Origin of the sequence: Shewanella sp. GutDb-MelDb, assembly GCF_002836075.1 — a bacterium.
GTDB lineage: Bacteria > Pseudomonadota > Gammaproteobacteria > Enterobacterales > Shewanellaceae > Shewanella.
The window spans coordinates 16256-32844 of record NZ_PJBM01000244.1 but is presented as its reverse complement, the minus strand read 5'-3'; the positions used below and the strand labels follow the sequence as shown (position 1 = coordinate 32844).

Annotated in this window: 12 protein-coding genes, 1 tRNA gene and 1 riboswitch; of the genes, 3 read left to right on the top strand and 10 right to left on the bottom strand. The window is 43.1% G+C overall.

The genetic code is table 11. The features are described from left to right. Positions 1-581: 581 nt before the first annotated feature. Entirely contained in the window at positions 582-1091 is a 510-nt protein-coding gene (locus CXF82_RS15995) for a DUF4124 domain-containing protein (RefSeq protein ID WP_102044546.1), read from the top strand. 61 nt (positions 1092-1152) lie between these two features. On the opposite strand, the gene CXF82_RS15990 is transcribed toward CXF82_RS15995, so the two are convergent. The 4 genes from CXF82_RS15990 to rluD all read right to left on the bottom strand — a co-directional run bounded on the left by CXF82_RS15990 (position 1153) and on the right by rluD (position 6249). Continuing rightward, positions 1153-1476: a hypothetical protein gene (locus CXF82_RS15990; RefSeq protein ID WP_102044545.1), complete on the bottom strand. Its 324-nt coding sequence runs from the start codon at positions 1474-1476 to the stop codon at positions 1153-1155. A gap of 295 nt (positions 1477-1771) precedes the next feature. Further along, entirely contained in the window at positions 1772-4345 is a 2574-nt protein-coding gene (clpB, locus tag CXF82_RS15985) for an ATP-dependent chaperone ClpB (protein WP_102044544.1), read from the bottom strand. A 186-nt stretch (positions 4346-4531) separates the two neighbouring features. Next, on the bottom strand, positions 4532-5278 hold the full coding sequence (gene pgeF / locus CXF82_RS15980; RefSeq protein WP_101091458.1) for a peptidoglycan editing factor PgeF: 747 nt from the start codon (positions 5276-5278) through the stop codon (positions 4532-4534). Then, a complete protein-coding gene (rluD, locus tag CXF82_RS15975) occupies positions 5278-6249 on the bottom strand; it encodes a 23S rRNA pseudouridine(1911/1915/1917) synthase RluD (protein ID WP_101091479.1) in 972 nt (323 codons plus the stop codon). The genes pgeF and rluD overlap by 1 nt, the downstream gene beginning before the upstream one ends. 122 nt (positions 6250-6371) lie before the next feature. On the opposite strand from rluD, the gene CXF82_RS15970 reads away from it, so the two are divergent. Then, positions 6372-7136, top strand: a complete 765-nt coding sequence (locus tag CXF82_RS15970; RefSeq protein ID WP_101091457.1) for an outer membrane protein assembly factor BamD — start codon at positions 6372-6374, stop codon at positions 7134-7136. A 73-nt stretch (positions 7137-7209) separates the two neighbouring features. Here the strand turns inward: CXF82_RS15970 and CXF82_RS15965 are convergent, their stop codons facing one another. Genes CXF82_RS15965 through CXF82_RS15955 form a run of 3 tightly spaced genes read right to left on the bottom strand, consistent with a single transcriptional unit; the run spans position 7210 to position 11151 of the window. After that, complete coding sequence (locus CXF82_RS15965) at positions 7210-8271, bottom strand: 3-oxoacyl-ACP synthase III family protein (protein ID WP_102044543.1); 1062 nt, start codon at positions 8269-8271, stop codon at positions 7210-7212. After that, positions 8262-8984, bottom strand: a complete 723-nt coding sequence (locus tag CXF82_RS15960; RefSeq protein WP_102044542.1) for a hypothetical protein — start codon at positions 8982-8984, stop codon at positions 8262-8264. The genes CXF82_RS15965 and CXF82_RS15960 overlap by 10 nt, the downstream gene beginning before the upstream one ends. Next, positions 8974-11151, bottom strand: a complete 2178-nt coding sequence (locus CXF82_RS15955) for an efflux RND transporter permease subunit (protein WP_257982804.1) — start codon at positions 11149-11151, stop codon at positions 8974-8976. Before CXF82_RS15955 ends, CXF82_RS15960 begins: the two co-directional genes overlap by 11 nt. 234 nt (positions 11152-11385) lie before the next feature. Between CXF82_RS15955 and CXF82_RS15950 the strand changes: the two genes are divergently transcribed. After that, a tRNA-Phe gene (locus CXF82_RS15950) sits at positions 11386-11461 on the top strand. 263 nt (positions 11462-11724) lie between these two features. On the opposite strand, the gene CXF82_RS15945 is transcribed toward CXF82_RS15950, so the two are convergent. From CXF82_RS15945 to aroG, 3 genes are all read right to left on the bottom strand, one after another. Beyond that, on the bottom strand, positions 11725-13575 hold the full coding sequence (locus CXF82_RS15945; protein ID WP_102044541.1) for a TonB-dependent receptor domain-containing protein: 1851 nt from the start codon (positions 13573-13575) through the stop codon (positions 11725-11727). Between the two features lie 119 nt (positions 13576-13694). Further along, positions 13695-13894: riboswitch (cobalamin riboswitch) on the bottom strand. A 328-nt stretch (positions 13895-14222) separates the two neighbouring features. After that, positions 14223-14870 (bottom strand): hypothetical protein, encoded by a 648-nt coding sequence (locus tag CXF82_RS15940; protein WP_101091453.1) that lies wholly within the window; start codon positions 14868-14870, stop codon positions 14223-14225. A gap of 318 nt (positions 14871-15188) precedes the next feature. Then, entirely contained in the window at positions 15189-16238 is a 1050-nt protein-coding gene (gene aroG, locus CXF82_RS15935; protein WP_102044540.1) for a 3-deoxy-7-phosphoheptulonate synthase AroG, read from the bottom strand. Positions 16239-16589 lie beyond the last annotated feature (351 nt).

Here is a 16589-nt window from a genome sequence, read left to right as displayed (position 1 = left end):
TGTCGCCGAAGACGCTAGGTCGTTGGCTTGAGGAGGCGTATTCTACACTCTCCAGTGTCAGCGTCAAGGGCTTATGTTAAGAAGTTTTTCGAGTGATGCTTTCTTAATCACTAATGTGAAAAACTATCAAACCCGAAGCCCTTAAAGCGCTTGTCACCTGAATCAAATCTCCGAAGAGTTTTAACTCTCTAACACTGCTGCAAGTCCCGTACTACCTAAGTAGTTGGCCTGCTGTGCCGTGTCAGTGGATGCGTATTATAGGGGAATACTGATGGAGCACAAGAGGCTTTCTGAATAAAAAGTAATTAAACGCGCTGCCTGCGCATAAACCACTCACAATGAATATATATCATGCAAGACAGGCCGCTGATTGCCATTTGTTCTAATACTCAGCCTTATTATTCTGATTGTTTTACGTCTTCATAGCGTATTTTAATGGGCAAATAGAGTAAGAGCGTTTTGTTTCACCTATATAGAGGTAAAACTTTCTCAGTTGCTATTAATCTCGTTATCACGCTAGCATGAGTGATGTTAGTTGCATCTTCGAAACTAATCATAGATAAAGCTATGGAAGGTAATAAATGATATTAGAACCAACAAATGACCTTACTAGAAGCGGACATAGTCAAGGTGTATTAGCTCAATCGCTTTGGATAAAGCTTTGTGGCGTTTTACTGTTCGCGAGTCTATTTAGCACTCATTCATATGCTAGCGAAATTTATACATGGGTTGATGAACAAGGCGTAACTCACTTTAGTCAGGAACCTCCCGCGCAAAAAGAAGCTAAAAAAATCTATAGCGAAGACATTCAGCCGGCTAAAATAGGCAGTGTAGCGCCAACAGTCTCGGCCCCATTAGTAAAAGTCCCTACGGAGTTAGAGAAGTCGGCACTCGCAATAAAGAAATCAGATAAAGCACAAGCTAAAACAATTTGCGAAAGTGCTAAGCACAGCCTGAATGTATTAAGCAGTCATTCAAAACTTAATAGAAAGAGTGCAGATACAGGCAAAACCGTAGCAATGACAGAAGAGCAGCGACAAGCTGCTATTACCGAACAAAAAGAGCGTGTCTCTTTATTTTGCGAGAACTAACGAACATTGAACGAGCAAATATAGAAACAGACTCCGTTTGAGTCTGTTTCAAGCCCACGAGCTACTTGCTAGCCGTAAGGTTATACATTGAACGCGTCACACCATCTTCACATGCTTTAAGACCCGCTTTCCAACCATCATCAAATTTATCAAGCCCATCAAGGGCTGTATCCTTCGCTACTGAGTCATAAAGCTCTGCTTGTTGTTTCTTCATTACATAAGCATTTTTACAACCACGATAATATCCATAATGATACAAGCTTTCATATTCTTGATTACCCTCACCAATATAGGGCGCCGATGTTTGCTCTTTGTCACGGTTTGAGTCTGCACAACCTACGATTGTCATTGACGCTAAAACGATAATTGTTAAATGACGTTTCATACTATTGCCTCCCTGTAATTAAGTTAAATGCCCCCAATAGCCGTGGTACTTGAACACTGCTACTGACCGCTATCTATATTATTTTAATAACATTAAGTATTGTTGAATAATTGGATAATACAAACATATCGTCAATATGATGCAGAAGTCGTTCTATTCGGTAGGCTTGACACTACAAGGGAAGTAAAGCTGTACTAGCAATAGAATATAAATTGCTAGTGATACATCAAAAAGTGACATCAACTTTCGTTGATGCCACTATAAAACGAACCGAGTTACCGACTAAACGACGGTGTTACTGCGTAAAGTTGAGTTGTCCCGCGAGAACCGAGACTTGTATCGGCGTTCCAGGTTGAAGTTGTCCGCTTAAGATCTTTTGAGCTAGTGGATTTTCAACCTCTTGCTGTAGAGCTCGTTTTAGCGGTCTCGCCCCATAAATAGGATCGTATCCCGCATCCGCAATAACGGCTAATGCTTCAGCACTGATCTCAAGCTCGTAGTCTTTTTCAGCCAACCTAAGCTGTAGCGCCTCTATTTGAATCGCAGCAATATGGGCAATATTAGCTTTATCCAGCGGATGGAAAACCACGGATTCGTCAATACGGTTTAAAAACTCCGGTCTAAAGTGCTGCGTCACGACCTGCATCACATTGGACTTCATCTCTTCGTAGCTTTGTGCACCAAAGCCTGCTTGAATAACATCAGAACCGAGATTTGACGTCATGATCACTACCGTATTACGAAAATCGACAGTTCGACCTTGGCCATCAGTTAAACGACCATCATCTAATACCTGTAATAAGATATTAAACACATCAGGATGTGCCTTTTCGACCTCATCAAGCAAAATAACAGAATAAGGTTTACGTCTTACCGCTTCAGTTAAATAGCCGCCCTCTTCATAACCTACATATCCAGGAGGCGCTCCGACCAAACGCGATACAGAGTGCTTCTCCATAAACTCAGACATATCAATTCGTACTAGTGCAGATTCAGTATCAAATAGAAACTTGGCCAGTGACTTACAAAGCTCTGTTTTCCCCACTCCCGTCGGACCTAAAAATAGAAAAGAACCGATAGGACGACTCGGATCGGAAAGGCCTGCTCTACTGCGACGAATCGCATTAGATACAGAATCAACCGCTTCGTTCTGACCGATGACGCGTTCATGTAACGCATCTTCCATCTGCAATAACTTTTCCCGCTCGCCTTCAAGCATCTTTGACACTGGGATCCCGGTCGCTTTAGATAACACTTCAGCGATCTCAACGTCTGTCACTTTATTACGCAGTAAGGTCATATCTTGCATTTCAGCTTGGGCTGCCAAGTCGAGCTGTTTTTCAAGCGCCGGGATACGGCCATACTGTAACTCTGACATCCGCGTTAAATCACCGGCACGTCTCGCGACCTCTAAATCCATTCTAGCCTGCTCTAAATCAGCCTTGATATGCTGGGTCCCAGCAAGCGCGGCTTTTTCGGTGTGCCAAATCTCATTTAGCTCAGCCGCTTTTGCCTCAACCTCTTTTAGCTCAGTGCGAAGTACCTCTAAACGTCGTAAACTCGCTTCATCTTCCTCTTTCCTTACCGCTTGCTCTTCAAGTTTTAACTGAATAGCACGACGTTCGAGTCGATCGAGAGATTCGGGCTTCGAATCTATCTGGATTCTGATGCTCGATGCAGCTTCATCAATCAGGTCGATCGCTTTGTCAGGTAGCTTTCTGTCTGAAATATAGCGATTAGACATGGTCGCAGCCGCAACAATTGCAGGGTCAGTAATTTCAACATGATGATGCAGCTCATAACGCTCTTTGAGACCACGTAAAATAGCAATGGTATCTTCAACGTTAGGCTCATCCACCAGCACTTTTTGAAAACGACGCTCTAACGCAGCATCCTTTTCAATATATTTTCTGTACTCATCTAATGTTGTCGCACCGACACAATGTAGATCGCCACGTGCCAATGCTGGTTTAAGCATATTTCCCGCATCCATTGCGCCATCGCCTTTACCAGCACCGACCATAGTGTGCAGTTCATCAATAAAGAGGATAACTTGGCCCTCTTCTTGAGAAAGCTCATTAAGAACCGCTTTTAGACGTTCTTCAAATTCACCACGATATTTCGCACCAGCAATCAATGCGCCCATATCCAAAGATAGTACCCGCTTATTTTTAATGCCTTCAGGTACTTCATTGTTAATGATCCGCTGTGCTAACCCTTCAACAATGGCCGTCTTACCAACCCCGGGATCACCGATCAATACAGGATTATTTTTACTACGACGTTGCAATACTTGGATCGTACGACGAATTTCGTCATCACGACCAATTACGGGGTCTAACTTGCCCTGCTCTGCTCGCTCAGTGAGATCAACGGTGAACTTTTTCAGCGCTTGACGTTGATCCTCAGCATTAGGATCATCAACCTTTTGGCCATTACGCATCTGTTCTATGGTCGACTCCATTAACGCTTTTGTTGCACCAGACTTCTTTAACGCCTGTGCTAGGGCATCACTCCCTTCGAGTGCAGCTAATACAAATAGCTCACTTGAGATAAATTTGTCTTTGCGCTTTTGCGCTAATTTATCGCACAAATTCAGCACACGGATCAGCGCTTGAGATAACTGAACATCTCCGCCCGTGCCTTCTACTTGTGGTCGTTGTTCTAACTCTTGGCTCAGTAACGAGCGCAAAGTACTCACCTTAATGCCCGCTTGGGTCAATAATGGGTGAATGGAACCGCCGTCTTGATTCAGCAATGCCATCATCAAGTGGGCTGGCTCTATAAATTGGTGGTCTCGGCCCAATGCCAATGATTGAGCATCCGAGATAGCAATTTGGAATTTATTTGTCATACGGTCGAGTCGCATCATTCCTCCGATAACTCAGTTAGATTTGTAGCTGGGACATGCATGGCGCACCGAGTTGGAAACTCCTAATTGGAGTACTTAATCCATTCACGCTTTGATACAAACAAGAATAGGTTTGCTCTACAAGACAGTAAAGCATCTGATAACTAAAATATGGGGGCTAACCGAGCAAATTCAAGTTATTTTTTAAGCATCGAGCCAAATAAATGATGCCATTCTGCCAGTGATACCGTCGCGGCGATAAGAAAAAAATGATTCATGATCCGTTACCGTACAACGCGTGTCAGCAAAAAGGGTTTTCACACCCGCTTTGGCTAATCTGAGTTTTGCCAATCCCTGAAGATCAGCGAGGTATTTATGGCTAAGATGTTCACTTGCAGGGACAAAACAGTGCCGAGCCTCTGGATGCTTTACTTCGAATTGTTGTTTTACTTCAGAGCCAACTTCAAAAGCTCTAGGCCCAATTGCAGGTCCTAAGTAAGCAACGATCTCTTGTGGAGAATGCGAAAATTTGTTTATTGCCGCTTCAATAATACCGTCACACAACCCGCGCCAACCAGCATGAACCGCTGCGACCTCGGTTCCGTTTTTATCACACAGTAAAATAGGAAGACAATCAGCAGTCATCACCACACACACTTGGTTGCTGTTATTACAGTAGCTCCCATCTGCCTGATGGACTTTGCTGTTATCGGCATCAACAAGGTTAATACTGTGAGTTTGCTCAAGCCAAGCAGGGGCTACAGGAAGGTTTAGGCGTTGCAAAATGATTTGCCGGTTACCGTTGACGCAAGTGATATTATCACCGACATGGGCACCGAGGTTGAGGCTATCAAAAGGGGGTAAGCTTATGCCACCTTGTCGAGTCGAAAAAGCTAAGTTCACCCCCGGAGGAATAAACCAAGCTTGTTTCTCATCGAAAACATCTGTCATTAAATAACAGGTGGATTATCAATCGTATCTTGACGAAGAGCTTTAGTCAGCTTCACCATATCAGCAGGAACAGGCGCTCGCCAGCTCATCACTTCACAAGTGAAAGGATGTGCTAGTTCAAGTCGAATCGCATGCAATGCTTGTCGTCTGAAAGCCATATAGGTTTCAAAAAAGTCTGGCGCAGCCCCTTTTGGAGGACGCGGTCGACCTGCATAAACAGGATCACCGACCAATACATGGCCGATATAAGCCATATGCACACGAATTTGGTGTGTACGACCAGATTCTAGGCGAAGGCGTAAACGCGTATGCAGTCTGAACTTTTCAGCCACGCGATAATGTGTCATCGCCGGCTTGCCATTGTGCACTACAGCCATATGTGTACGTTTGCTTGGGTGACGATCGATAGGTTCATCGACTGTACCGCCCGCAATAATCCCACCGAGAACAATCGCTTCGTATTCACGAGTGATCTCACGAGCTTGCAGTGCCGTAACCAAATGGGTTTGTGCTTCAACTGTTTTAGCCACAACCATTAAACCGGAAGTGTCTTTATCCAAACGATGCACAATACCTGCTCGCGGTACCAACTCGATACCAGGGCAATGATGCAGTAATGCATTCATTAGCGTACCGTCTTGATTACCAGCACCAGGATGTACTACTAGACCTGCTTGCTTATTGATAACCAAAATATGATCATCTTCATAAATAATATCAAGATCTATCGCTTCGGCTTTTGCGGATGTTTCCTCTTCCAGTGTTGCATCTACGACGACGTCCTGACCTTCCAGAACTTTCACTCTGGGTTTATCAGCAACTGTGCCATCGATGTATACTGCACCGGACAGAATCCACTCTTTAATGCGTGTTCGCGAGTAATCAGGGAACAAATCAGCCAGAGTCTGGTCCAATCTTTGGCCTGATTGTGTTGATGTTATCTCGCTTTTTAGTTTAATCTCTTGAGTCATATGAACCGTACCCACGTTTCGGGGTCCAAAAATGTTTACTATCTGTTACAATCGGATTGTTTCTATTTTATCGTGAAATGGAAAAATTCATAACTATAACTTTAAAAGAATCGAATTCAAGTATGCATAAATTTGCCAAAAGTGTTGCTGTAGTGCTAATTTCGCTTGCTGCTACGGCCTGTAGTAGTAAACAGGGCGAAGATCCTGCAATGATCAAAAGTTCACCTGAAGTGCTTTATTCTCAAGCAAGAACCTCTATGGAGCTGGGAAACTACAGCAAAGCAGTTCGTTCTTTAGAAGCTTTAGATTCCCGTTTCCCGTTTGGACCTCATAAAACACAAGTCCAACTCGATTTAATATTTGCTTACTACAAGCTTGATGACCCAGCTTCAGGCATTGCTAACATCGACCGTTTTATTAGATTAAATCCAACACATAAAGATATTGATTACGTTTATTATATGCGCGGTCTTGTCAATATGCAGTCTGATCGCTACCTTTTCCACGACATGTTAAATATCGATAGATCTGATCGTGATCCTAAAGCAGCACAAGATGCATTTAAGGATTTTGACAGACTGGTTAAGTCTTATCCAAACAGCAAGTATGCAGCAGATGCGCAAAAACGCATGCAACACTTAAAAAATAGACTAGCACTTTACTCGATCAAGGTAGCTGAATACTACATAAAAATGAATGCATGGAGTGCAGCCGCTATTCGTGCCCAGCTAGTAATGGAAGGTTATCCTGGTACACCGTCCACCGAAAGAGCTTTAGAGATCATGTCTAAAGCATATGGTGAGTTAGGACAAGATAAGCTTAAAGAGCATGCACTTATGGTCATGAAAGCTAACTTTCCAAGCAATAAGTTACTCGCGAAACAGTAATTAATAACCGTGTTTTATGACTGGTTATAAAAAATAAAGGCCTCAAATGAGGCCTTTATTTTTTTTAATAGATTTACGAATGTTGGTAAACAAATCCACCATATAAGTATTTAGTTGCCTCTGCGCCTAATATCATCACTTTGTCACCCGTTTCTAATACGCCAGAATTGATCAGTCTAGAGAGGCTGACCCATATTGCCGCTGAGCCTAAATTACCCAGCCATTTAGCATCGTTAATAACACGACTAGGTTCAATGCTCAGCGCTTCAGCTAAGAGAGTATCAATATGACCGTTCGCTTGGTGAGGTAAAATAAAACGAAAGTCATCAAGATGGTGTCCATGAGACTGCAGAGCCGCTAATCCAAGTTCAAATAATTGGCTGCCCTGCTTCCTAACAGCCGCAGTATTATGGTGAAACCTCGCCATTTGCTTATTAGCAACATCATTAGAACCACCATCAAGATAAAAGCCAGCGTCTTTACCAACGCCGATATGACCTAAATAGATATCAGAAATAATCCCAGAGGCACCGTTTGCTTGCTCAATAGGGGCCAACACTACCGCTGCAGCACCATCTCCCATTTGCACATAATTGACTAACTGCTCTGTATCGATAAATCGATTATCCATATCAAAGAAGACCGACCCCGTCTCACAGCCCACTATCGCCACTGGTTGCTGATTAACAGCACAAAAGGCAGACGCGATCTGCAGACCATTGGCAAAACCGGTGCAGGCTTGGCGTAATTCTAAATAAGGACCATGGTATGCCTGTTTGTCTGCTATCCACGCAGCATTTGGAGGCACCTGAGTATGGGGTGTGCATGTATGGGAAAGCAGATAGTCGAGCTGTTCCATTTCAACGTTTGCCGCGGCAAGTGCCCCCTTTAACGCTTGTACACTCAACTCGATACTCGTCGGTGACGGTGTGCTGGTCGCGGTATCAAGATTGCGGGTTAAATGTCGCCCCTGTATGCCAATTCTGCGAGCAATTGCTTTGGCTTTTCTCGCAGTTAGTAAGCCACATTGATACTTGAGCTTTTCAAGCAGCAGTTCATTACTAATGTTGGTATGAGGCAAAGCGTGAGCGATCCCTTTTAAACACAGCGAATGCTTTGCAAATTTTACCGCCATTTAGCCTCCAGTTTTTGATTAAGTCTATCCAAACAGACCCCCATTGACTCAAATGCATCGCCTTGAGTCTGCAGTAACGTCATCAAGTCACCCACGACGTACTCATGCTGATGGGAAAATTGATTCAACGTTGCTCCAAGTGCTATCGCGTGTTTGCGGCTAACGTAGACATGCTTTGCTTCATCTTTCTTAATGAGGCCACACAATTGAGAAAAGCGATGTTCCTCGCCTAAATGGCAATGTTCAAACGCTTGCATAATATGGGTGACACAGGTATCTAATATGGCAATTCGGACAAAATGTTCACTGTAAGTACTCACCCGCCCCAGATGCGCATAAAAGCGTTTTGCTTTTCTTTGAACTTGAGTGAACTCGGGCAATTCACTCAATGAATGCGCTACCTGTTGCAGTGCAATATCATGACGATGCTCGTCGGCTTCGACATCTTGTAAGCAGGCCACTAAAGAATGCTGCTGCTCTGCGGCTAAACGCTGGATCTCACTGTTAAAAACTAACTGTGCCGACTGCTCACCGCACAGTAATAAGGGTAATAGGCGACTCATAGCATCTGTTTGAGTATCGCTAAATTGCACTGGCTTGTGTTGAGTATCTCCGAGCCAACACATGATCCGCTGACTATTTGCAGTCAAAGCTGTATTAGCCCCTGTGACAGGCTTAAGCGGAAAACAGCGAGTATGTACCTTAGTCTGCATGCTTTCTCCTTAATATCCAGCGCTGGTAAAGCACAGGTAACATCAAAACATCAAAGCCCCAAGCAAATAGCACCACCAAACAAGAGAGCAAACTCAGTTGTGAGATAGGCGCAAAATCAGACATTAACCCGATAGAAAACCCCAAGGCGATGGCAAGCGTGGTAAAGGTGATCACGGGTAAGACTTTGCTTAATGCATCCCACATCACAGTAGTGTCACTGTCACCGCAATCTTTACTGGGCAATCTAAGCATCAAATGCAAAGTATCGTCGACAATAACGCCCAGCATCATCCCCAATACAACCGCGGTACCGAGGCTGATAAAACCACCATTGAGTTGCCATAGAGCAAACACCCACAGTAAGGGTAAAAAATTAAGTAATAGTCCCATCAAGCCAAAGACTAACGAGCGTTTCAATATACTGAGCAGCGCCGCTAGCGCAAGTAACGCCACACCGAATGAAATCAGCATATTATTAGCATTGTCGATACTGAGATGGGCAAACAATAAATTACTGCCAAGAGACGGGCTGACATCAATATTTTGAGCATTGCTTGCTAACCAAGTATTCACTTTAGTTTCAAATACCACCAACTCCATCGCTGTCATTGGCACTAAATACAAGGTCACTAAACTGGCATTCTTGCGCTTATTTAGTTCGCTTTGTAAGCGTAATTGCACGACTGACTTTTCAGTTAATAAACGCTTAAACTGGTTCTGCCCCATACCGGTACTTTTGATCCAATCACCCAGATGCTGAACCTTATTAACCTCAGGTTGTGCTTTTAGATAACGAGCAAATTTATAAATAAAAGCCAATTCAACTTTATCAAGTTGAGCACCTGCTTTACTACTAACAACATAGTGTTGTAAGTTGATCCCCGCAAAGTACTGTCGCATTTTTTGACTAGATACTGTGAAGGAGTTATTCGATTCGAAGTAACCTAAGGGGTCATCATTGAGGGTTAGCTTGGATACGCTTATCAGTGAGAGAACACTAAGCAATACAATCCCAAGTATTACAGCATTGGGTCTTTTTACATTATATTTGGCGAGTGATAGTACTGAACCAAAGTTCATTTCAGTCTGTTTAGTGGGCTTAGAAAAACCAGCAAAGTAGATTAATGTGGTTAGGCTTAATAGGTAATTACACAGAACCGCAAATGCTACCAATAAACCAAAGCTCTGTATGGGTGGCGATGGGCTAAACATTAATAAGCAGAAACCCAATATGGTAGTCAAGGTAGAGTAAAATAGTGGCGCTTGATTGACGCTAACGCTGTGCTCAAGTGCTTGAGTATTTGACTTACCTAAGTTGATTGCACGCCGCCAAGCAAAATAGAGGTGAGATGCATACGCCAAAGCCAGTGTCACAATAATCACAGGGACAAAAGCACTAATTGCTGCCAACGTTAGCTTTAACCAAGCCGCGATGCCTAAAGTCAAAATAAGGGTTATAACGCTATTAAGACATAACGCAGTAATCCACACTTTTTGCCTGATAAAAAGCGCTGCCATCAAAAAGATAATACCCAATAACGAGGGTGCAAACCAAAGTAAGTCATGACGTAGCACTTTGGCATATTGCCAATTTAAGGCATGCGTGCCGTTGAGATAACTATTTACATTCATTGGCAGCCAGAAAGCACTTGTTGCAGCATCGATTTCATCAAGTGTGCTCATCAACCACACACTGCGCGTAGCAAAGGATCTAGACTGTGCCTCGTTTAGTTTTAGCTGCAATAGTATGGCTTGGCCATTTTCCGATAAAACTGATGTTAGGCGTGGATGTTTTTTATAATTAAGTATCTTATCCGCGCTAGCATCACCTTGAAGAAACTGATTGTAGCCCTGAACACTTAATACATTTGGATTGCCTTTTAACTGTTCTATAAAGGTGAGAAGAGGTTCAGTAAGCTCCCCTTCTCGCCAATCTTGCTTACTTTCAAGTAGTAGCCATAATTGGTCGTGGCGTTCGAAACTATCGTTCATCTGGTTAAACGCTACAAACCGAGGATCGGTTGGTGAGAAGTAATCACTAAAGTTAACATCGAGGTTGAGTCTATGCAGACCTAACAAAGAGAGCAGGATCAACAAAATGATACTGACAAACAGTCCTAATGGATGGCGCTGAATAGTCCAAACAGTTCGAATGTGAAGCCCCAAACAATTTCTCCTCGTTGATCTTTTTCTCTGTATAAAGACAAGACCGTGGAAAGGCCTAATAAATTCACACAAATTTAACATTACTTCGTCGTAACGCTACCAAAGTGATCCATTGCAATGAATTGCTTAGTTCTGCAGCTAAACGCTGGATAATTCAACGTGCGAACAAAAGAAAGCACCATTTAGCAAAAAATAGTTGACTCAAATCAGTAAAAGCCTTTTAATAGCGCCGTTGCCCGAATAGCTCAGTCGGTAGAGCAGAGGATTGAAAATCCTCGTGTCCCTGGTTCGATTCCGGGTTCGGGCACCAATATTTAGTTTAGGTGTAGCAACATTTAGACCAGAGTCTAAGGCAAGTAAGACCTTAAGTACTCAACATGAAACCTCGCCTAGCGAGGTTTTTTTGCATCTGCCATTTGAAAACCGCGAACACAACCAACCCAGCCTCAAAACCGGTATGCCGGACTCAGGTAGCGCTAGACTCACCACGAGCTGCAGATACAAAAAAACCAGTCACCTTGATGACTGGCTTTATTTTACTTAGCTCTGGCTGAGCTTCTACTGCACGCTCTATTACAGTGCGTTGTAACTCACGCTGAAGAAGACTTCTCTTCCAGGGCTGAAGTAGTTTGCCACTGAGACAATCTCTTCATCAAACACATTATTGGCTTTTAAACGCAGTTGCCAATTATCAGTCACCTTATACCCTAGCCCCAGATCTAACTGATGATATGCGTCCAAGTATTGGTCGTAGCCTGCGTATCGCTTGCCTTGATAATGATAGTTAGCCAACAGATCAAAATCTTGCCATTGATAACTCAACGAATAGTTAAACTCATTCTCGCTACGGCCAGTAAGTGCCTTTTCAGTCGCTTTATCTTCAGTATCTAAATAGGTATACGCTAACTGATGCTCTAGGCCAAACAAGCCAAACTTAGTAAAAAATTCAGCGCCAGTGATTTCGGCATTGTTAACATTAGCAGGTTTCCAGATCTCCCAACCGTTATCGCCAATGATCCCCGTAGGAGCCCAAGCAATTAGGTTATCGATGTCGTTCTTGAAGAAGCTGACATAAGCTTGAACATCATTACCTCGATAGTTCAAGGTCATATCATAACTTTCAGATGTTTCTGACAACAATTCAGGATTACCTGAACCAGGCCAGTACAGGTCATTAAACGTTGGCACCTTAAACGCTGTGCCGGTTGTCGCCGACAAACGCCATTGATCAGTAAACTGGTAAGCCAGACTGAGGTTATAAGTCGTTTCGCTATCGACATTTTCTACGTCATCATAACGAACTGCGACTTCAGCAAGTAGCTTCTGCCATTGCTTCTCAACCAACAGATAAGCACCAACGATGTCGCGGTCATTTTGCGCGTAATCACCAAGCACGGCTTCATTTGACCAATCAACGCCACCGCTTAAGTTCAAGCCATTTCCAACGAGGTATTGATTGCTCCAATTCACTTGCTTACGCTTAGTTTCATATTTGGCAATTCCGGCAGCCACGTTATCACCACGGAAGTTCTCGTTATAATCTCGAGACTGGCTAAACGTCAACTTACTGGTATATTTTCCGCCAGTATATTGCGTACCTAAATTCCAAAGGTAATTGGCATAATCAGACTCATCCACACCACCACTGCCATAAATATCATCAAATTGATTGTTGCCTCTGTCGTATTGACCGCTCCAGAGTGCCTGCCACTGCTGGCTAAGTAATTGTGAACCTTTAAGTGATATAGAGGTACGGTCGTAACCATCAGCATCATTTTCAGATTCTGCACCGTCATAAACATCATAGCCATTTGATTGCTCACGACTTACAACTAGTGTGCTACTGCCCTCCCCGTGCTCCATTCCAAAACCAGCTGAGCCACGAAGATAATCATTAGTACCGTACTCAGCACCAACAAAGCCTTCGCCGCTTTTAAGTTGGCGAGTAAATATTTGAATCACGCCGCCAATGGCATCACTGCCCCAAACAGAGGCTCTAGGTCCTTTTAAGACTTCTATACGCTCAATATTTTCTGGCGATATGCTGTTGAAGCTAACCGAGCCAAGTGTCGCTGAGCCCACTTTGACACCATCAACAATAACTAAGACATGACTTGAGTTACTACCACGAATGCTAACTGAAGTGGTTTGACCCGCTCCACCATTACGCGTGACGCTTACGCCCGGCAGAATTTCTAAAACGTCTGCAATAGATTTGGGATTCAGACGCTCTATCTCTTCACGTTCAATGGTATTAATGACGGTAAGTTGCTGATCAGTCGTTCTGTCAAAACGTGCACCGGTGACAGTGATCGTTTCGTCAACGACAAGTTGTTGGCTGGATTCTGCTGCCAGTACAGGCAATGCAGTTAAGCTGAATACGCCGCTGATAAGCAACGCAATTTTAGATGGTTTGATACCCATTTGCCCTTGACTCCTAAAGGAAAACGGGGCAATGCGTCACGGAATGACAAATAGTTAAGCGCTAAAACTCCATCGCTACATTTGCACACTGCCGCACTTCGAGATCTGCCCGCCGAAATCATCGAAATCACTTTACAGGCCGGTCTCCGGACTTAGGTTCTATATCGATTTAAGTATCGATATGCGAATACAAGCTTTAATACGCCTGTCTCTCACCATTCACCGTTGCGGGGGCAGTGTCAGAATTTAACTGACTTCCCGATTATCCTTACTCAACATTTAAGCTGAAAGTTAAGGCACCAATAAAGTTGACTAGTTAGTTATTTTTAATTGTTGTTACACTGCAATAACCTTAGGTTACCGCTTTGTGCGCGCATTATAGACGTCTATACGGTTAAATGTCTAACTTATCAAAAAGCGATTTGTTCTAGCTTAGATTACAAATGTTCAACCGAGAAAATCTGCAGATAACGAAAAGGGGCCGGCTTAACCAAAAATGCTCGCTAATACTTTAGTTTGAGCCATTTATGTTTAACTCTAACAGTGACAAATGGCTCAAACGTAAGACGGGACGTATTATTTATAATTAAGACCTGATAATTGAAAAGCTAACCCCAGTACAAAAGTACGACTAAGCGCCTAATGCGTTAATTTAATTTGAAGGGCGTTATCGCAGACATGAACTCACGATAGTTAGCTCTTTCAACCGGTGCAGATGTTGAAGTGAACTCCTCCCCTCTCATAGACTTATGAATAAGGTACAGGTCATTTTCGCCTTTTACTGCAGTGTAATGGCCAATTTCACCTAAGTGTTCTAGCGCTTTATAAACGTTAGCTTGTAACCCATTAAGGTGCGTGTTGGGCATTCGAGTACAGCCCATAATGGCACTTGCCGTCTGATGGCCATCAATGAATTCGTCATCTACACGTTCATATAACACGTCGCCATAGCAGTTATCTCGATAAGCCTCCGCCATCGTATCGAGAAAATCGCTAGGCTCTATATTGGCAGACAAATCTTTAAAACCTTGAATACACACCATAGAAGACCAGTTTCGTAACTGTTCGTTTTTAGGTAAAAATTCAGCTGTAAACATGCCATCCTCTGACTGAGAAAAAGCTAATTTCCAATCATGTGGTAGGTAAAAACTCAGTTTTTGACTAAAAATAGGCAGGCGTTTGGCTATTTTGTCGATCGCCACATCTACATCGTCGGATGCATAAAGACTTTGCGAAAAACTGAAATAGAAAAGTACTGAATAGGAAACCCAGCACCGAAGCTGACTTGCTTTCATACCTTTACAATCCTTGTTTAGGGTATTAATTGCGCAACATTCTATCGTTTATCAACGTAAAGTGGTACATAAAAGAGGATTTTCAACAAAAATAATCGTTCGGTAGCATCACTGCCAGTAACTCTGCCGTTATGAGCAATGCCGGTTAAGCAGACTACGACCAAATTCCCCCCATTATCAGCCTAAATAGCAACGTCAGCCTCACCGCTAACACCGCCCAATAGCAATAAGTATGATTTAACCATGCCAAAAGCCAGCCATAAAAAAACCTAGTGCGAACACTAGGTTTATATCAGCGATAAAAAATTAACGCACCCGTTATCGGCGGTTGATAACACTCTGATTCAATACGCTGAGCATTTTTTCGGTATCATCCCAACCAATGCAAGCATCTGTGACGCTCTGACCATAACAAAGCGGTTCGCCTTCTACTGGATCTTGACGACCTTCAACCAAGTTACTTTCAACCATCACACCAAATATTGACGTATCACCCGCACTGACTTGGCCAGCAACATCATCAGCAACCGACATCTGCAATGCAAACTGCTTACAGCTATTAGCATGGCTAAAGTCGATCATTATATTGTTAGGTAGGCCGGCTTTATCTAACTGCTTATTTATTTCAACCACATGTGCAGCACTATAATTTGGCTCTTTACCACCGCGCAAAATGATATGGCAATCAGGGTTACCCTTAGTTTCAACAATCGCTGAATGACCGAATTTAGTCACCGATAAAAAATGGTGTGGAGCATTGGCTGCGCCAATCGCATCAATAGCGACTTTAATCGTGCCATCGGTGCCATTTTTAAATCCAACAGGGCTTGAAAGACCAGAAGCTAGCTCTCTATGTACCTGTGATTCCGTGGTACGTGCGCCAATGGCGCCCCAACACATTAAATCAGCAACATACTGTGGCGTGATCATATCAAGAAACTCACCCGCTGCAGGTAAGCCCATATCATTCAAGTCGAGCAATAGCTTGCGTGCTGTGCGCAGGCCATCATTTAACTTAAAGCTGTTATCCATGTCTGGATCGTTGATGAGACCTTTCCAGCCAACGGTAGTACGAGGCTTTTCAAAATAGACTCGCATAACGATCTCTAATTGATCTTTATATTGCTTACGTAACTCCACAAGACGTTTACCGTATTCAACCGCAGCAATAGGATCATGAATAGAGCATGGGCCAATAACCACTAATAAGCGATCATCTTTTTTAGCCAGAATATTGTGGATGCTTTCACGCGCATTAAATACGGTCGCTGATGCGTTCTCTGTTGCTGGAAATCGCTCCAAAATAGCAATTGGAGGTAACAACTCTTTAATCTTATTAATTCGAACATCATCATTTTTGTAATACATGGTAATACTGCGCTCCGTCTAGCGTGTGATATATGAAAACATAACTCTCAATTGCGATACTGAGTTCAATTTATCCCAGTATCTACTCACATTGCAATCAAGTTAGTAAAAATAACAATAAATAAATTTAACTACTTGTTTTAGATTAGTTTACTAAAAATAATCCGCACTAACTTCAGGCGCACAATCAGCATTTAACACTTAGTAAACATTATATAACTTATTCCTATTCGCAATAATGCATTCAAGGGCAGCGCCACAACGCTAGACGCAGAGCAACTCCATGGTCTGTAGGATGATGACATAGCTTAAAGCGCTAAGATTGACAAAAGTAAGCAAAAATCCGATATG